This window comes from Rathayibacter sp. AY1F2 (assembly GCF_002930885.1).
Classification (GTDB): domain Bacteria; phylum Actinomycetota; class Actinomycetes; order Actinomycetales; family Microbacteriaceae; genus Rathayibacter.
Genome location: NZ_PSVG01000028.1, coordinates 24,915 through 40,076, shown reverse-complemented (window position 1 = coordinate 40,076; position 15,162 = coordinate 24,915). Strand labels below are relative to the sequence as shown.

Here is a 15,162-nt window from a genome sequence, read left to right as displayed (position 1 = left end):
CCGTCCACGCGTGTCGTCATGCCCCCATCCTGGCGCATCGCCGGGAAGCCGGCAGGGCCGTCGCGGCGCAGCGGAGCGCGAGGAACGGACGCGGCGCCGCGACGGCGAGCCCGATCAGCGCGAGGGCGAGCACCACGGCGCCGACGGTCTCGAGAGGGCTCCATGCGGTCATGGCTCCAGCGTGCGCTCGGAGCGGCGCGCGGACCTCCGCGGTCGGCGGGACGTCATGTCCTGTTCGCCTGCCGCCCCTTGCCCGCGCGCCGCTCCGAGCGCACGCTGGAGCCATGACCGCATGGAGCCCTCTCGAGACCGTCGGCGCCGTGGTGCTCGCCCTCGCGCTGATCGGGCTCGCCGTCGCGGCCGTGGCGGTCGGAGCAGGCGACGAGATCGCGTTCATCGGCGTGCTGGTCGCCTTCGCGGTCGCGGTCACCGGGCTCGGCCTCCACATCGCCGGCCGCGAGGCGCGGTACCGCCGCGACAACCGGTGACGCCGAAGCGCTTCCGCCGCGACGACGGCTGAGGAGGCGCGCTCCCGCCGCGACGGCCGCTGAGTGGAGGGACTCCCGCCGCGACGGCACTCGGCCGGTCAGTGCCCGAGCTCCACCAGCAGCACGCCGGCGATGATCAGGCCGATCCCGCCGAGCATCGTCCAGGTCAGCGGGTCCTGGAACAGCCAGCGGCCGAGCACCGCGGTCAGCGCGACTCCGACCGCCGCCCAGATCCCGTAGGCCACCCCGATCGGCATGCCCTGCGCGAGCGCCCCGGCCAGCAGCGTGAACGCGACGACGTAGCCGACTCCGACCACGACGTACCAGCGCTTCCGGCCGTCCGTCGCGGGCTTGAGGCTCATCGTCGCGGCGACCTCGGTGAGGATCGCGCCCGAGAGCAGCAGCCAGGCCATCAGCGCACCGCCCGGCGCGCGGCCTGCGCTCGCTGCGAGCCGATCTCGACCATCAGCACGCCCGCGATGATCAGCACCAGCCCGATCGTCATCACGCCCGTCAGCGGCTGACCGAAGAGCACGGCCGCGAGGACCGCCGTCAGCGCGACGCCGCACGCGCCCCACACGCCGTACGCGACTCCGATCGGCATGCCGGCCTTGAGCACCCGGCTGAGGAGGACGAACGCCGCCAGGTAGCCCGCCACCACGAGGGCGTACCAGCCCGGCGACTCGATGGCGGCCTGGAGGGCGAGCGACGCCGTCACCTCGGTGAGGATCGCGCCGGTGAGGAGCACCCAGCTCATCGTGTGCCGTCGGATCGGGTCATCCGGCCAGCGTAGGGCGGGCGCGGAGGCGTGCGACCGCGGAACGAGGGCTCAGCGCGCGGGGAGGGTGGGAACGATCGTTCTCTGGGCAGTGACGCGCTCACCGCGCGAAGTGCTCGCGCACCTCCGCCTGCCAGCGCTCGCGGTCCTCCTCCGTGATGAACGCCGCGTCGAAGGAGTTGAGCGCCAGCTGCTCGAGCTGCGCGTCGTCCATCCCCAGCTCCTCGACCAGGGCGCGGTAGTTCTCATCCACGTAGCCGCCGAAGTAGGGCGGATCGTCGCTCGAGACCGTCACGACGAGTCCCTCGCGGAGCATCGCGGGCAGCGGGTGGTCGGCCATCGTGTCCACCGCGCGCAGGGCGACGTTCGACAGCGGGCACACCGTCACCGGGATGCGGCGCTCGCGGAGCATCGCGACGACCTCCGGGTCCTCCATCGCGCGGATCCCGTGGTCGATCCGCTCGACCTTCAGCAGCTCGACGGTGGCCGCGACCGTCTCGGGCCCGGCCTCCTCGCCGGCGTGCGCGACCAGGCGCAGTCCGTCCGCCGCGGCGCGCGCGTAGACGTCGACGAACAGCTCCGGGCCGAAGCCCACCTCGTTCGAGTCGAGCCCGACGCCGATGATGTGCTCGCGCCAGGGGAGGATCGCCGTCAGCATCTCGTCGGCCGCGTCGGCGCCCAGGTCGCGGAGGAAGCACATGATCAGGTCCGTCGAGACCCCGTGGGTCTCCTCGCTCCGACCGAGCGCACGGGTGATCCCGCTCATCACGGTGTCGAGCGCGACGCCGTTGCCGAGGTGCGTCTGCGGGTCGAAGAAGATCTCGGCGCGGCGGACGTTCGCCTTCTGCGCCCGGTCGAGGTAGCCGGTCGCGAGCTCGAAGAAGTCCCGCTCCGTCTTCAGCACGGTGAGGTTCGAGTAGTGCAGCTCCAGGAACGACGCGAGGTCGGTGAAGGAGTACCGCGCGCGGAGGGCGTCGAGATCCTCGGTGGGCAGGGCGACCCCGTTGCGGCGCGCCATCTCGACGATGTGCTCGGGCTCGATCGTGCCCTCGAGGTGGATGTGCAGCTCGGCGCTGGGCGGGGCGGGGAAGGCGGGGCGGGGCATGCGGATCCTCCAGGGAGCGGCCGGGGCGGCGGGGTCGCTCCCGACCGTATGCCTCCGCTGTTTCGCGCGCGTTTCCGGCGGGAGGCGCGCGATCCGGATCCGGAGCGGCCCCGCCCCCGGGTGCTAGAGCTCGCCCTGCTGCGAGGTGCCGGCCGGGATCGGGACGAGCCGCGTCACGACGGGCGGGTGGGCGACGAGTCCGCGGATCGCCTCGTTGAGGCGGACGACCGGCTCGCCGGCGCCGTGCGCGTCGAGCAGGTCGCCGCTCGTCCACTTCTCCAGCATGACGATGGTGCCGTCGGGCGAGTCGTGGATCGCGTAGAGCTCGCAGCCCTCCTCCTCGTGCACCTCCGCGATGGCGGTGGAGAGGGCGGCGACGAGCGTGTCGCGCTGCCCCTCGGCGGGAGTGAAGATCGCGGTGACGACGACGGGATCGGACATGGCGTGCCTTTCGGAGGGGGGAGGGGGATCAGCGCTGCGGGGGTGCGGCGCAGCTGGAGCGGATGACGAGGTCGGCCTGCACCTCGATGTGCTGCGGCGCCTCGGGGAGGCGGCCCTGCATGCGGGCGAGGACGAGCTCGACGCTGTGACGGGCGAGCATGTCGATCGGCTGGCGGACGACGCTGAGCGGCGGGGTGACCAGCTCGCTCCACGGGTTGTCGTCGAACACGACGACCGAGAGGGCCTCCGGGATCCGGATCCCGAGCTGGAAGAGCCGGTGCACGGCGCTGCGCACCTGCGCGCCGCTGCCCGCGGTCTGAGGAGGCCGCGGCTGCCGCGGCACCTCCGGCCGTCGGAGCAGCCGCAGGCCGGTCGCGAGCTGCCAGGCCGTGACGGCGTAGACGGAGGCGCGCTCCCAGACGCCGTCGGGCAGCAGATCGACGCCGGGCACGCGGGTGTCGACCTGCAGCATCAGCAGCGCGAGCAGGCCGACCGCGCCGAGCACGATCCCGACCGTCCCGAGCGCCCACGGGGCGCGGCCGCGCCGGGCCGCGGCACCGGCGACGATCGAGGCCGCGTTGCCGCCGACGATCGCCATCGCGGCGCCGACCACGTGCAGGCCGCCGATCCCGTTCTGCGCACTGGCGCTGCTCCCGTGCACGAGGCCCACCACGGCGATGCCCACGGCGTGGACCACGGCGAGGGAGAGGAACAGCCCCCGCGATCCACCCCGCGCCGCCCGCACGGTCGTGACGGCGGCGGCGAGGTAGAGCGCCCCCTGCAGGAGGAATCCGGCGTTCATCACCGCGTGCAGCGGCGAGTCGATCGCGCGCCCCTGGAACACGCCCACCTCGGGCACGCCGAGATCGCTGATGTAGTTCCGTGCGTAGCTGTAGCCCGGGAACGCGGACGCGGCGACCGCCTCCGCTCCGACGTAGGCGAGCGCGCTCACCACCCACAGCACTCCGGCCCCACGAGTTCCCATGCGCCCATCATCCCCGGGCCCGGCCGCGCCGGTCGTCGGCGCCGGACGGCTCCCCGGCTAGGCTCGCCGGATGCTGCAGGTGCGGGGTGAATCCGGGCAGGCCGTGCTCCTCCTGCCGGGCGGGGGCGAGGCCGTCGACGGTTTCTTCCCCGGGCTGGTCGAGGGCCTGATCGTCGATCCGGGCTGCCGGGTGGTCCTCTACGACAGACCGGGCACAGCGGGGTCGGAGGTCGCCGGCGGACTCACCGACGCCGCAGACGCCGTCCACGCCGTGCTGGCCGGCCTCGGGACAGGTCCCGTCGTCGTGATCGGCCAGAGCCTCGGCGCTGCCGTCGCGATGCTGCTCGCTCGCGATCATCCCGAGGACGTCGCGGGACTGGTGCTCCTCGACCCGACGCCCGTCAACGACACGGCACTGGCGCGTCAGGTGGAGCGGACGGCCCGGGCGACGGCGACGCTCACGAGACTGCCGGGGCTCGGCCGAGCGCTGTCCGCGCTGCTGCGCACGAGCGCCGCCCGGTCGGCGAGGCGCCACGCGATGAGCCCGGCCGCGCGCGCGGCCGCTCTCGCGATGGCGGACGTCGACCTGCCGGGGCTCGCCTCCGCCGCCGCCGGTCTGGAGCAGGTGGCGCGGGGCTTCGACGAGTCTCAGCTGCCCGCGGTCCCCGCGGCCGTGGTGACCGCGGACCGCAGGCCCGGGTCCTCCCTGCATCGCGTGCATCGGCGCGTCGCCGCCGCCCTGGACGCGCCGCTGCTGTCCTGGCCCGGAGCGGTGCACGAGGTGCACCTGAGCCACGAGCGCGAGGTGCTCGAGGTCGCCCGCACCATCGTGCGGGCCGTCGCCTCCGACTAGGTCCGGAGCCGCTGCGCCGCCGCTCCGGTCACAGGCTGAACCCGCCGTCGGTCGTGAGCACCTGCCCGACGACCCAGCTGCCCGCCGACGTGGCCAGCCATGCGATCAGCTCCGCGGGGTCCGCCGGCGCACCGACCCGGCCGAAGGGCGTGGTCGCGACGTACTCCTCGAGGTCCTCGAGCGACCGGTCGGTGGTCTCCGGGTCCAGGTATCCCGTGTTCACCGGACCGGGATCGATCGTGTTGAGCACGATCCCGAGCTCCAGGAGCTCGGCGGCGACCGTGGCGGTGACGCCGGCGAGTGCGGCCTTGCTCGCGGCGTAGGCGACCTCTCCGCGCATCGCGCCGTGGATCTGGCCGGACGTCATCCAGAACACGTGTCCCTGCGCCCGGGCGTAGGGCCCGGCTCCGACGATCCGGTCGCCGGGCCGGCGGGGTCCGTCCGTGCGCGGTGCCCGGAGCCGCGCGAACTCCGCGGTGAGCAGGAGGGTGGAGCGGGTGTTGACGTCCCAGAACGCGGTGAGCCGCTCGGGCGTCATGTCGAGGATGCTGCCGTCGTCGCCGCTCTTCGCGTGGTTGCAGACGAGGACGTCCAGGCTCCCGGTGAGGTCGGCTGCGGTGGCGATCAGACCGGAGATCGTGGAGGGATCGGCCAGGTCCGCGGCGACGTCGCCGAACCGCGCGCCCTCCGTGAGGTGCGCGCGGAGCTCGGACCGGACCGCGTCGAGGTCGTCGCCTCCCCAGGGGAGGTCGAGATCGTGAGGGCGGTGATGGTGGACGACGAGGTGCGCGCCGAGGGAGGCGAGCTTCGCGGCGACGGCGAATCCGATGCCGCGCCGCCGCGAGACGCCGGTGACGAGAGCGGTCCTGCCCTGCAGGGGAAGGAGTGCGGACACGGGGAGCCTTTCAATCGCGCCCGAGCGGGCCGGAGGGAGCGGGACGGAGCGACGGGGATCGGGAAGGCCTCAGCCGCACTGCACGATTTCCACCGTATCGAGCGGCCGGTGGCCTCCGTCCGGCGATGAGGTGCCCCTCAGACCTGCTGGGAGATCCGCAGGCCCCGTCCCCGGGAGAAGCCGAGGCGCGAGTAGCTGTCCGCCAGCCGCTCGTCGCCGGCGACGGCCACGACGACGCCTCCCGCGGGGACCGTGGCCAGCAGCTCCCTCGTCGCGAGCAGCGCCGACAGGCGGGTCCCGGGGCGCTGCGAGAGCGCCATCACCGTCCACCGCCGCCCGGGGGGCGTCTCCGCGCCGACGGCCGCGGTGAGGGGGGTCCCGACCAGCAGGGCCCCCGCCCCCACGGCTCCGCCGAGGAGCGCCGCGAGGACCAGGACCGCGCCGAGCAGACCCGAGAGCGCGACCCACAGGGCCGCCACCACGGCCAGCAGGACGACCGGGACGGTGACGGCGATGCTCACCAGGACGTCGGCGACCGGCCGGTAGCGCCCGAACACGACCAACCCGTTCCGGTCGGCCGTCTCGTGGGCGGCGCGGCGGATCACGGAGGGCGTGAGCGAGAGCAGCGCCGTCGGGAAGGCCAGGACGGCGAGGACGCGGTGCCGCGTGAAGGCGCGCACCATCAGCCACGACACGGCGGGCAGACGTCCCCATCCGACCGGTGCCGACGCCGCTGCCATCGAGCCAGTCTGCGCGATCGGGGAGGCGCGGGGCCACCCGGTACGAGGACGCCGCTCCGGCTCCGCTGCGCGAGGGCGGCCGACCTGGACTACTCCTCGTCCGCCCGGTAGACCTTCCGGAACGCGTCCTTGCGGGCGATCCTCCCGCCGCGGAACTCGTAGATGTCGCAGCCCCGCGTGACCTGGGGTCGGCCGTCGGGGCCGGTCCCGGTGAAGGACCAGGTGGCCGCGCCGCGCGTCCCGGCGATGAGGGGAGCCCCCTCCTCGTGCCGCTCCTGTCCGGTGTCGAAGGCGAGCATGAGCGCGAATCCCTCGCGGACCTGCTCCTTCCCCGTCCAGGTGCGGCCGGGCTCGGGGCCGACGGACGCGCCGTAGACGCAGTCGTCGGTCATGTGGCTCATCAGCGCTTCGAGGTCGTGGCGGGTCCAGGCGTCGCTGAACGCGGCCAGCACCTCGGGCGTCATCTCGCTCGTGCTGGTCTCGGTCGAAGAGGAGTCGTCCATGGCGGGCCTCGGTCCTTCTGATCGGTGGACCGTCGTCGGTCGCTCTGCGACCGTGGCAGGTGAGCGGCCGCAGTGGCAACGCCCTCTAGCGGTCATGTCCGGAAGCGGACGGCCGGCGGATCAGTGGTCCGTCGACCCGCCGACCAGCGGGTGAGCGCGAGGGTCGAGGGCGGTGCACTGCGGGCGGCGGGAGCGGCCGCCGAGGCGACCCGCTTCACCGGGCACTGCCGAGTCCCGATGCTGAGCCCCTTCGTGAAGGCCGTGCCGAAGTCGGACGCGGGCCGACCCTCCTCCGCCTCCTCGGTCGCGGCTCCCGGGTCGCCCGCGGCGGCCGGATGCTAGGCGCTCGCCGCCTCCTCCGCCACCTCCTCCCCGCCGGACGGCGCCGACGCGCAGGATGAGGAGCACCGGTCGCGGCGGGCACCGACTCCTCACCCGACCGGCACCGAGACCGCCACGAGCCCGCGCCTGCGGGAGGACAGCGAGAGCACCATGGGATTCTGGGGACCGACCGACGAGACCCGCGGCACGCGCCCGGTCGACGAGCCGCTCGGCGAGCTGGAGCTCGTGCACGCCTTCACCAGCGGGCCGATGCCCACCGGCGTCAGCGTCTCGCACACCGGGCGGATCTTCGTGAACTTCCCCAAGTGGGGGGACGAGGTCCCGGCCACGGTCGTGGAGCTGGTCGACGGAGCGGCGGTGCCCTACCCGGACGAGACCTGGAACACGCCGTCGGGAATCGACGACGCCGGCGCCCTCGTCTCGGTGCAGAGCATCGTCGTCGATCCGGCCGACCGGCTCTGGATCCTCGACACCGGCAGCCCGATGTTCGAGCCGACGAAGAAGGGCGGCCCCAAGCTCGTCCGCGTCGATCTGGCGACCGACACCGTCGAGCAGGTGATCGTCCTCGAGCCGGACGTCGCCCTGCCGACCACCTACCTCAACGACGTGCGCTTCGATCTGCGGCGCGGCATCGCCTACATCACCGACTCGGCCGATTCAGGCCCGAACGGGATCATCGTCGTCGCCCTCGAGGCGGGGACCGCCTGGCGCCGCCTGCACGACCACCCGAGCACGAAGGCGCTCACTCCTCCGGAGCTCGTGCCGATGGCCGAGGGCCGCGTGCTGATGAAGCGCCCGGCCGACGGCGACCCGCAGCCGGTGACGATGGGCGCCGACGGCATCGCGATCTCGGCCGACGGCGAGCGCCTCTGGTACTGCCCGCTCGCCTCCCGCCGCTGGTTCAGCGTGGCGACGGCGGCCCTGGTCGACCGGTCGGTGCCGGACGAGGACGTCGCGGCGACCGTCGTCGACGAGGGCGACAAGGGCGGGGGAGCGGACGGCCTCGAGACGGATGCGCTGGGCCGCTTCTACGCCACGAGCTACGAGAACAACGCGATCGTCCGCCGTCGCACCGACGGCACGATGGAGACGATCGTGCACGACGGGCGGCTGCTCTGGCCCGACACCATGTCGATCGCGACGGACGAGCACCTGTACGTCACCGCGAACCAGCTGCACCGCCAGGCCGACTACCAGGGCGGCACGGATCTGCGGACGTACCCGTACTCGCTGTTCCGGGTGCGGATCGGCGCGGGGCCGGTTCTCCTGCGCTGAAGGCCCCCGCCCGGTCGCCTGCGCCGAGATCCGCAGCGCGGATCAGCGCCAGTGGGCGAGCTCCGTGCGGAGGGTCGCGCGGGCGCGGGCGAGCAGCCCGCGGACGGTCGAGGTCGTGAGGCCCAGCTCGTGCGCGATCGCGTCGTAGCTGCACTGCTCCAGCTGGCGAAGCTCCCAGCAGCGGCGCTGGGCCGGGGGCATCGCGGCGAGCACCCGGTTGGCGTCGGCGGCGAGCGATCCGCAGTGCGCGGCGTGCTCCGGGTCGTCGGCGGCGGAGGCGGGGAACTCGTCGTCCAGCTCGGCTCGCAGCCGCGAGACGCTGGAGCGGAGCCGGTCGACGCTGCGGCGGCGCGCGGTCGTGACGAGCCAGCCGGCGATGGTCTCGCCGTCGATCACGCTGTCCACGTGGGTCCACGCCGCGAGGAACGTCTCCTGCACCACGTCGTCGACGTCGGCGCTGCTGCGGAGGGTGCGGGCGGCCGTCGCGCGGAGCAGCCCGGTGTAGCGGCGGACGATGGTGGCGAACGCGCGGTCGTCGCCCTCCGCGGCGCGGATGACGAGCATCCGGTCCGAGTCGGGTTCGAGCAGCGCGAGCGGCGGCGCGGCGAGGGTCGAGGGGCGGGCCCTCGGGAGGCGTGCGGGGGTGGTGGCGGTGAGCATGCGGACTCCGGTCGACTTGATGTGCACGCATGATTCGGAGGCGCGCTCCCGCCCGGTTTCCCGGGGCGGGACCCCAGTGGGAGGGGCAGGTCTGTCCGGTTTCCGGGGACGTCAGCGCCGCCGCGACCACCAGCGGCGGGACCGCTCCGGCTCGGCGGCCGCCCGGGCCTCGGCCGCGGCGGCGCGATCGACGCGCCGCTGCGACCAGGCGGCGACCTCCTCGTCGACGTCCCGGAGCGGGGTGACGACGGGCGGCCCGCCCAGCAGCTGGCGGCGTGCCTCGATCACCCGCGTGTTGAATTCGGCGAGCTCGGCGCGCACCTCCTCCTCGCGGTGCAGGCGGTCGAGGCGCTCGTCGAGCGCGCGGTCCTCGGCGCGGAGGAGGAAGGCGGCCGGGCCGATCCCGGTGAGGTTCTCGCGCTCGATCTTGCGGCGGATCCACCAGTCCGGGTCGTGGGCCGCGCCCAGGTCCGCTAGCGGCTTCCCCGATCCCGGCAGGTCGTCGAAGTCGCCGCGACGGATCGCGAGCTGGATCGCCGTCTCGACGAACGCGGCCCGCTCGAGCGGATCCTCCGGCAGGACGGGCTGCTCCGCCTCCTCCTCGCCCGCGACGCCGGCCCGGTACCGGGCGGCGCGCTCCCTCGCATCCGACATCCCTCCACGCTAGATCGGGCTCCTCGCCGCGGGCAACCACCCCTCCCGCCGTCGCCGTGGTCGGTGGGGCTCCGCGGGTCGACATCGGCGGACCGGCGTGCATAGTATCGATACTCGATAACATCGACGATCGATAAGGAGCACGCCATGACGAGTGTCATCCCCAGCGGTCCGGTCCGGGAGCGTCCGCGCGTGTTCCGGGTGGCCAGGGCGGTCCTGCTCATCGTCGCGGTCTTCTCCGTGCTCACCGCGCTCCTGCAGACCTGGACCGTCACCACCGGGCGCACCCTATTGGTCTTCGGGGGAGCGGACGGCCGCCTCCCGCTCCGGAGCCTCCCGCAGCTGCTGCAGGCCGAGCCGCGCGAGGGCACCGCGCCCACGCTCGCCGACGCCGCTCTCTCCCTCCGCCTGCTCGGTGCGCTGCCGAGCCTCCTCCAGGCGGTCACCATCGTCCTCGCCACGGTCTTCCTCCTGCGGGTCCTCCGCGGCATCGCGGCCGGACGCCCGTTCGACCCCTTCGTCCTCGCGAACTGGCGCCGTCTGAGCCTCGCCCTGCTGATCGGAGGAGTGGCGCAGGGCCTCGCCGACACCGCGGCGGGCCTGTACCTCAGCTCCGGCATCGGCCTGCTCTTCGCCGCCGGCCGGGTGACCGACGAGCAGCGCGACGCCTTCCTCGGCGGCGACTACCAGGCCATCGGGACGAACCTGCCGCAGTGGCCCGTCCCTGTCCTGCTCGCCGGAGTGGTGGCCCTCGCCCTGACAGCGGCGTTCCGCGCCGGCGCGAAGCTCGAACGGGACGTCGACGGCGTTGTCTGAGCCCGCCGACGACGAGAGGCACCGGATCGACTGCCACCTCGGAGCAGTGCTGGCCGAGCGCGGCGTGACCCTCACCGCCCTCTCGGCCCGCACCGGCATCACGATGGCGAACCTCTCCATCCTCAAGAACAACCGCGCCCGCGCGATCCGCTTCACGACGCTGACGCTCATCTGCGACGCACTCGACTGCACCCCGCAGGAGCTGTTCTCGATCCGGGCCGTCGACGAGCGGGGGTAGCGGCGGGCGGATCGTCCAGGGGATCTCTGCGGGGCCGATGGTAGGGACGCCGTCCGATCCGACCGTCGATCGAGCAGGCCTCAGTCGCGCTCCACGTCCGCCCCTCCTGGGATCGGCCGGAGCTCCCCGGAGCTCGCTCTCGTCCCGACCCATGGATGAGCCTCACCAGCGCGGTCGGCGGCCTCGGCCATCGACCGTCCACAGGGGAGCGAGCTCGTCAGCGGGACCGTCGAATGCGCCTCCGGTGGATGCCGGCGGCTGCTCGCGGTCGTCCCTCCCGACGCGAATCACTCCCGAGCAGTTGTCGAGCGAGCTCGAAAGGACCCGCAGACACGCATCGCGGGAACCCTCCGGGACCTTCGCTCCATCTCGGTGGCTTCCACCGTCGAGGGGCCCCTCCTGAAGATCCGGGCCGACTACTGGTCCCAGGAGTACATCCCCTGGGGACGTGTGCGAAGCGTCCTCGTGCGTGCTTCCGCGAACCGGTCCCGTCGCGCTGAGCGGCGGTCAGCGGTCGAGGACTCGACGAATGACGAAGGCGAACGCCGTCGTCCCCGAGCAGAGTGGGACCCTCGACTTCTCGGAGGTAGGAAATGCCCGAAACCCACTCCGTGCCATCGACCGCGAGCACGGTCCGCTCCGGTTACCTCGACCCGACCGCGCCGCCGGTCGCATCCATCGACTCCGGCGATCGGGTGTCGTTCCCCGCGACCTGGACGCACTGGGGCGACGAAGCAGTCTTCGGGATGACGTTCGCCGAACGGGAACCTCTTCGCCACAAGTACCCGCAGGGCCCGTATTCGATGCTCGGACCTGTCGAGGTCACCGGTGCCGCCCCTGGCGATGTCATCGAGTGCACCATCGAGACGCTGCGCACACTCGACTGGGGGTGGAACAGCTTCCCGCTCGGAGTCGGCGCGCTGCCTCACGACTTCTCTGAGCCGTACCTGCACTACTTCCGATTCGATGACGACCGCCGGCGCGCGGAATTCGTCCCCGGTGTGGAGTTCGACCTCGATCCGTTCATCGGGGTCATCGGCACCGAGCCGGCGGGCGAGGAACCCACCAGCGCCATCCTCTCGGGCCCCTACGGCGGCAACCTCGTCGTCAACGCGCTGACAGCCGGCAGCTCGGTCTTCCTCCCGGTGTTCACTCCCGGTGGTCGGGTCTGGTTCGGCGACATCCACGCCGTTCAGGGCGACGGAGTCGTCGATCAGACAGCCATCGAGACGGCCGCCGAGGAACTCGTCATCCGCTACGACCTCCACAGGGCAGTGCCGCTGACCGGACCACTGGTCGAGACGGCGACGGAGTGGATCGGCTTCGGGTTCAGCGACAACCTCGACGACGCCCTGGTGGAATGCCTCCGCGGTCTCATCACCTGGCTGCATGCGGCGTCGGGCCTCAGCGAGAGCGAGGCCTACGCGCTGTGCAGCCTCGCCGTGAGCTTCCGGGTGGCGCAGTACGCCGACCAGACCGGTTCGGCCTACTCCTCCGTCCCCGCGAAGGCTGTCCAGGGCCGAGTTCCGAAGCGGGTCTTCTCGCCCGACAGAGTCGCGCAGATCAGCGGATGGCTGCGCCCCGGCGGGCCCTCAGCGTGACCGACCTCTCCGATGACGACCGGCGGCAGCTCGCTGCGGTCGTCCGCCGAGCCGATGAGCTCGCGACGGCTCGCGACGTCGACGGCTACCTGGCGCTGACCACCGAGGACATGGTCCTCGACGGAGCCCAGGGAGAGGCGTCCGGCCACGACGCGGTCCGGGCGGCCGTCACGAGGATCTGGGCGGCCGAACCGTCCGGGACTCTGCACCTGACCAGCGACATCACGGTGACGCCGGGCACCGTCGAGGGCGCGTCCGCGCACTCGACCCTCTCTCTCGCCCGCGGCACTCCGGCGCACCCGGAGGTGTGGCCGGTGGCCTCCATCACGCAACTGCTGCGCCCCACCAGCCAGGGATGGCTGATCGCCCGGCGCACGGTCGGCGAGGGACCCGCCGGCGCTGGCCAGTAGGGTCAGCGCCTTCTCGTCCAGGGCCCGCCGTCGGCCCGCCGTCGGCCCGCCGTGTCACGGACCGCGACGGTCCGGTCGACGCCGCGTCATCGGGCGGTCCCTGCATCACCGAGAGGAGGCTGCCGAAGGGATCCAGCGACCGGCAGAGCCGCTCCCCGACGACGTCCTGTCTGCTGCGGGAGTGCCGACGGCTCGGATCTCCGTCGGCTCCCGCCCGACCGGGTCGAACCCGCTCGCCGTCGTCACTGAGACCCTGCTCGAGCCGGTCGGCGTGCTCGTGCGCGCCGCGCTGCGGCCGCTTCCCGCCCGCTCAGTCCAGCGGGTAGCCCGGCAGCCCGTCGATGCTGACCGCGTTCCGCGTGGCGCGGTACTCGGCCATGCCGTCGGGGCCCTTCTTCTCGGCCTGGAGGAGGAGCAGGTCGCGCTCGCCGACCGGCTCCATCACCGGCACGCCCCAGCCGCACGAGTCGCTGATGCGGGTGAGCTCGACGGTGACGACCGCGCGGGTGCTCGGGTGCTCGGGGTGCTGCTCCGCGACCTCGGCGAACGCCTCCGAACCGGGCAGGTGCACGGAGCCGGTGCCGTGCAGGCGGACGATGCGCGGACGCGATCCGAACGACGCGAACATCAAGCACACGCGCCCGTTCTCGCGCAGGTGCGCGATCGTCTCGACTCCGCTGCCCGTGTAGTCGACCCAGCCGACTCGCCGCGGGCCCAGGATCGAGAACGAGTCGTGGCCGCGCGGCGACATGTTGACGTGCCCGTCCGCGGCGAGGGGCGCGGTGGCGACGAACCACATCGGCTGCTCGTGGATCCAGGAGGAGAGGCTCTCGTCGATCTCGTCGTAGACGTGCGCCACGGGGTCAGGCCCCGGCCGCGCGGCGGACCAGCTCGGCGACTGCGGCGCGCGTCTCGGCGTCGGCGGAGACGAGCGCGTAGGCGGTCGGCCAGATCGTGCCGTCGTCGAGCTGCGCGCCGTCCTGGAAGCCGAGGGTCGAGTAGCGCGTGCCGAACTTCGCGCCGGGCTGGAAGAAGACGATCGCCTTGCCGTCGGAGCGCGCGTAGGCGGGGAAGCCGTACCAGGTCTTCGGGAGGAGGTCGGGAGCGGTCTCGCCGACGACGTCGTGCAGCATCTGGGCGATCGGCCGCTCCTCGTCGGTCATCGCGGCGATCGCGGCCTCCGCGTCCCTGCGGTCGGCGTCGGCCTTGTCGGCGCTCTTCTGCCGCTTCGCCTCCGCCCGCAGCTCGGCCGCGCGCTGCTTCATCGCCGCGCGCTCGTCCTTCGAGAAACCGTCTTCGGAAGCCATGTCCGCCCGTCCCGTCCGTCTGCGGCTCCCGGTCCGGGAGCGTCCCCGCACATCGTGACAGCGCCGCACTCGCCGCACAACGGCGGGAGCGAGCGCGACCGCGCGCCCCGGAAGCCCAGCCTCCGCGGTTAGCGTGGGCGGATGCGCCTCCTCCTGATCCGCCACGGCCAGACCCCCTCCAACGTCGCCGGGCTCCTCGACACCCGCATCCCCGGACCCGGGCTCACCGACCTCGGCCGCACCCAGGCCGCGGCGCTGCCCGGTCGGCTCGCCGGCGAGGGGATCGGCGCGCTGCTCGTCTCGACGATGGTCCGCACCCACGAGACGGCCGCCCCTCTCGCCGCGGCGCTCGGGCTCGAGCCGATCGAGCGCGACGGCATCCGCGAGGTCGCGGCCGCGGGGCTCGAGATGCGCGGCGACGACGCGGCGGTCGAGGAGTACATGGGCACGGTCTTCCGCTGGGCCGGCGGCGAGACGTCGATCCGGCTGGCGGGCGGCGAGACGGGCGACGAGTTCGCGGCGCGCTACGACGCGGTGGTGGCGGAGGCGGAGGCGCTCGGGCACGAGGTCGTCGCGCTGGTCAGCCACGGCGCGGCCATCCGCTGCTGGGCGGGTCTGCGCTCCCTCGACCTCGATGCGCGCTTCATCGCCGACCACCTGCTCGACAACACCGGCGTCGTCGTCCTCGAGGGCTCGGGCGACGCGTGGACGCTCGTGTCCTGGCAGGGCGAGCCCGTCAGTGGAGTCGGCGCGGCGGCCCCCTCGGGCCCGGCGGGCGAGACCACCGTCTGAGCTGCGGGGCCTCCTCGCCGGTCGAGCAGCGGCGGATGGAGACCGGCCGGAACGAGCGCCGCCGGCCGCGCCATCACGGTAACGATCGCGCAACACTCCGGAAACCAGCTCCGACCAGCACATTCGCTCGCGCCGATCGGTTCATCACCACCCCTGGACCCGCCCCCGCAATTGTCCGACGTTTGCCCCTCGGCGGCTCCGCGGCTACCGTGGTCGGCGGTCCTCACGGGCCCCGATGAACCGGTCCGCGCTCGCACGGCGTCCCCCCAGGACGCGCCG

22 protein-coding genes are annotated in these 15,162 nt (G+C 73.3%); 9 read left to right on the top strand and 13 right to left on the bottom strand.

What is annotated here, in order from left to right; translation table 11 throughout:
* Positions 1-16: 16 nt before the first annotated feature.
* Positions 17-172 (bottom strand): hypothetical protein, encoded by a 156-nt coding sequence (locus C5C54_RS18085; protein ID WP_181127921.1) that lies wholly within the window; start codon positions 170-172, stop codon positions 17-19.
* 112 nt (positions 173-284) lie between these two features.
* Here C5C54_RS18085 and C5C54_RS16090 point away from each other — a divergent pair, with 112 nt between their 5' ends.
* Positions 285-488 carry a hypothetical protein gene (locus C5C54_RS16090; protein ID WP_104227488.1) on the top strand — a complete coding sequence of 68 codons (204 nt, stop codon included), beginning with the start codon at positions 285-287 and terminating at the stop codon, positions 486-488.
* Positions 489-586: 98 nt separating this feature from the next.
* Here the strand turns inward: C5C54_RS16090 and C5C54_RS16085 are convergent, their stop codons facing one another.
* The 5 genes from C5C54_RS16085 to C5C54_RS16065 all read right to left on the bottom strand — a co-directional run bounded on the left by C5C54_RS16085 (position 587) and on the right by C5C54_RS16065 (position 3,797).
* Positions 587-901, bottom strand: coding sequence for a multidrug efflux SMR transporter (locus C5C54_RS16085; RefSeq protein ID WP_104224891.1), 315 nt, complete (start codon positions 899-901; stop codon positions 587-589).
* Complete coding sequence (locus C5C54_RS16080; protein ID WP_104269826.1) at positions 901-1,245, bottom strand: multidrug efflux SMR transporter; 345 nt, start codon at positions 1,243-1,245, stop codon at positions 901-903. Before C5C54_RS16080 ends, C5C54_RS16085 begins: the two co-directional genes overlap by 1 nt.
* Before the next feature lie 121 nt (positions 1,246-1,366).
* The gene (locus C5C54_RS16075; RefSeq protein WP_104288790.1) at positions 1,367-2,371 is read right to left on the bottom strand and encodes an adenosine deaminase; all 1,005 of its coding nucleotides are present in this window, start codon (positions 2,369-2,371) and stop codon (positions 1,367-1,369) included.
* A 123-nt stretch (positions 2,372-2,494) separates the two neighbouring features.
* Positions 2,495-2,812, bottom strand: coding sequence for a putative quinol monooxygenase (locus tag C5C54_RS16070; RefSeq protein WP_104269675.1), 318 nt, complete (start codon positions 2,810-2,812; stop codon positions 2,495-2,497).
* A 28-nt stretch (positions 2,813-2,840) separates the two neighbouring features.
* A complete protein-coding gene (locus C5C54_RS16065; protein ID WP_258063359.1) occupies positions 2,841-3,797 on the bottom strand; it encodes a DUF998 domain-containing protein in 957 nt (318 codons plus the stop codon).
* A gap of 70 nt (positions 3,798-3,867) precedes the next feature.
* On the opposite strand from C5C54_RS16065, the gene C5C54_RS16060 reads away from it, so the two are divergent.
* Positions 3,868-4,650: an alpha/beta fold hydrolase gene (locus tag C5C54_RS16060; RefSeq protein ID WP_104288789.1), complete on the top strand. Its 783-nt coding sequence runs from the start codon at positions 3,868-3,870 to the stop codon at positions 4,648-4,650.
* A 28-nt stretch (positions 4,651-4,678) separates the two neighbouring features.
* Here C5C54_RS16060 and C5C54_RS16055 read toward each other — a convergent pair whose 3' ends face one another.
* The 3 genes from C5C54_RS16055 to C5C54_RS16045 form a co-directional block, all read right to left on the bottom strand.
* Positions 4,679-5,545, bottom strand: a complete 867-nt coding sequence (locus tag C5C54_RS16055; protein WP_258063358.1) for an SDR family oxidoreductase — start codon at positions 5,543-5,545, stop codon at positions 4,679-4,681.
* Between the two features lie 137 nt (positions 5,546-5,682).
* Positions 5,683-6,285, bottom strand: coding sequence for a hypothetical protein (locus tag C5C54_RS16050; protein ID WP_146078884.1), 603 nt, complete (start codon positions 6,283-6,285; stop codon positions 5,683-5,685).
* Positions 6,286-6,374: 89 nt separating this feature from the next.
* Positions 6,375-6,788 carry a nuclear transport factor 2 family protein gene (locus tag C5C54_RS16045; RefSeq protein WP_208543359.1) on the bottom strand — a complete coding sequence of 138 codons (414 nt, stop codon included), beginning with the start codon at positions 6,786-6,788 and terminating at the stop codon, positions 6,375-6,377.
* 123 nt (positions 6,789-6,911) lie between these two features.
* Between C5C54_RS16045 and C5C54_RS17750 the strand changes: the two genes are divergently transcribed.
* Both C5C54_RS17750 and C5C54_RS16040 read left to right on the top strand, forming a co-directional pair.
* Complete coding sequence (locus tag C5C54_RS17750) at positions 6,912-7,130, top strand: hypothetical protein (protein ID WP_146078883.1); 219 nt, start codon at positions 6,912-6,914, stop codon at positions 7,128-7,130.
* A 150-nt stretch (positions 7,131-7,280) separates the two neighbouring features.
* Complete coding sequence (locus C5C54_RS16040) at positions 7,281-8,405, top strand: L-dopachrome tautomerase-related protein (protein WP_104288787.1); 1,125 nt, start codon at positions 7,281-7,283, stop codon at positions 8,403-8,405.
* A gap of 42 nt (positions 8,406-8,447) precedes the next feature.
* Here the strand turns inward: C5C54_RS16040 and C5C54_RS16035 are convergent, their stop codons facing one another.
* Both C5C54_RS16035 and C5C54_RS16030 read right to left on the bottom strand, forming a co-directional pair.
* Positions 8,448-9,092 (bottom strand): RNA polymerase sigma factor, encoded by a 645-nt coding sequence (locus C5C54_RS16035; RefSeq protein ID WP_104263555.1) that lies wholly within the window; start codon positions 9,090-9,092, stop codon positions 8,448-8,450.
* Between the two features lie 84 nt (positions 9,093-9,176).
* The gene (locus C5C54_RS16030) at positions 9,177-9,719 is read right to left on the bottom strand and encodes a DUF1992 domain-containing protein (RefSeq protein ID WP_104288786.1); all 543 of its coding nucleotides are present in this window, start codon (positions 9,717-9,719) and stop codon (positions 9,177-9,179) included.
* A gap of 147 nt (positions 9,720-9,866) precedes the next feature.
* On the opposite strand from C5C54_RS16030, the gene C5C54_RS16025 reads away from it, so the two are divergent.
* From C5C54_RS16025 to C5C54_RS16010, 4 genes are all read left to right on the top strand, one after another.
* Positions 9,867-10,535: a hypothetical protein gene (locus C5C54_RS16025; RefSeq protein ID WP_104227364.1), complete on the top strand. Its 669-nt coding sequence runs from the start codon at positions 9,867-9,869 to the stop codon at positions 10,533-10,535.
* Positions 10,528-10,773 (top strand): helix-turn-helix transcriptional regulator, encoded by a 246-nt coding sequence (locus C5C54_RS16020; RefSeq protein ID WP_104224883.1) that lies wholly within the window; start codon positions 10,528-10,530, stop codon positions 10,771-10,773. Before C5C54_RS16025 ends, C5C54_RS16020 begins: the two co-directional genes overlap by 8 nt.
* Before the next feature lie 593 nt (positions 10,774-11,366).
* A complete protein-coding gene (locus C5C54_RS16015) occupies positions 11,367-12,374 on the top strand; it encodes an acetamidase/formamidase family protein (RefSeq protein WP_104269671.1) in 1,008 nt (335 codons plus the stop codon).
* Positions 12,371-12,784: a nuclear transport factor 2 family protein gene (locus C5C54_RS16010; protein WP_181127920.1), complete on the top strand. Its 414-nt coding sequence runs from the start codon at positions 12,371-12,373 to the stop codon at positions 12,782-12,784. Before C5C54_RS16015 ends, C5C54_RS16010 begins: the two co-directional genes overlap by 4 nt.
* A 310-nt stretch (positions 12,785-13,094) precedes the next feature.
* On the opposite strand, the gene C5C54_RS16005 is transcribed toward C5C54_RS16010, so the two are convergent.
* The gene (locus C5C54_RS16005) at positions 13,095-13,643 is read right to left on the bottom strand and encodes a pyridoxamine 5'-phosphate oxidase family protein (protein ID WP_104288784.1); all 549 of its coding nucleotides are present in this window, start codon (positions 13,641-13,643) and stop codon (positions 13,095-13,097) included.
* A 4-nt stretch (positions 13,644-13,647) separates the two neighbouring features.
* Entirely contained in the window at positions 13,648-14,091 is a 444-nt protein-coding gene (locus C5C54_RS16000) for a hypothetical protein (protein ID WP_104288783.1), read from the bottom strand.
* A 141-nt stretch (positions 14,092-14,232) separates the two neighbouring features.
* Between C5C54_RS16000 and C5C54_RS15995 the strand changes: the two genes are divergently transcribed.
* A complete protein-coding gene (locus C5C54_RS15995; RefSeq protein WP_104224880.1) occupies positions 14,233-14,883 on the top strand; it encodes a histidine phosphatase family protein in 651 nt (216 codons plus the stop codon).
* Positions 14,884-15,162 lie beyond the last annotated feature (279 nt).

Coding starts and splice junctions, on each gene's coding strand:
- C5C54_RS18085 (WP_181127921.1), bottom strand. CDS start 172: ATGACCGCATGGAGCCCTCTCGAGACCGTCGGCGCCGTGGTGCTCGCC.
- C5C54_RS16090 (WP_104227488.1), top strand. CDS start 285: ATGACCGCATGGAGCCCTCTCGAGACCGTCGGCGCCGTGGTGCTCGCC.
- C5C54_RS16085 (WP_104224891.1), bottom strand. CDS start 901: ATGGCCTGGCTGCTGCTCTCGGGCGCGATCCTCACCGAGGTCGCCGCG.
- C5C54_RS16080 (WP_104269826.1), bottom strand. CDS start 1,245: ATGAGCTGGGTGCTCCTCACCGGCGCGATCCTCACCGAGGTGACGGCG.
- C5C54_RS16075 (WP_104288790.1), bottom strand. CDS start 2,371: ATGCCCCGCCCCGCCTTCCCCGCCCCGCCCAGCGCCGAGCTGCACATC.
- C5C54_RS16070 (WP_104269675.1), bottom strand. CDS start 2,812: ATGTCCGATCCCGTCGTCGTCACCGCGATCTTCACTCCCGCCGAGGGG.
- C5C54_RS16065 (WP_258063359.1), bottom strand. CDS start 3,797: ATGGGAACTCGTGGGGCCGGAGTGCTGTGGGTGGTGAGCGCGCTCGCC.
- C5C54_RS16060 (WP_104288789.1), top strand. CDS start 3,868: ATGCTGCAGGTGCGGGGTGAATCCGGGCAGGCCGTGCTCCTCCTGCCG.
- C5C54_RS16050 (WP_146078884.1), bottom strand. CDS start 6,285: ATGGCAGCGGCGTCGGCACCGGTCGGATGGGGACGTCTGCCCGCCGTG.
- C5C54_RS16045 (WP_208543359.1), bottom strand. CDS start 6,788: ATGGACGACTCCTCTTCGACCGAGACCAGCACGAGCGAGATGACGCCC.
- C5C54_RS16040 (WP_104288787.1), top strand. CDS start 7,281: ATGGGATTCTGGGGACCGACCGACGAGACCCGCGGCACGCGCCCGGTC.
- C5C54_RS16030 (WP_104288786.1), bottom strand. CDS start 9,719: ATGTCGGATGCGAGGGAGCGCGCCGCCCGGTACCGGGCCGGCGTCGCG.
- C5C54_RS16025 (WP_104227364.1), top strand. CDS start 9,867: ATGACGAGTGTCATCCCCAGCGGTCCGGTCCGGGAGCGTCCGCGCGTG.
- C5C54_RS16015 (WP_104269671.1), top strand. CDS start 11,367: ATGCCCGAAACCCACTCCGTGCCATCGACCGCGAGCACGGTCCGCTCC.
- C5C54_RS16000 (WP_104288783.1), bottom strand. CDS start 14,091: ATGGCTTCCGAAGACGGTTTCTCGAAGGACGAGCGCGCGGCGATGAAG.
- C5C54_RS15995 (WP_104224880.1), top strand. CDS start 14,233: ATGCGCCTCCTCCTGATCCGCCACGGCCAGACCCCCTCCAACGTCGCC.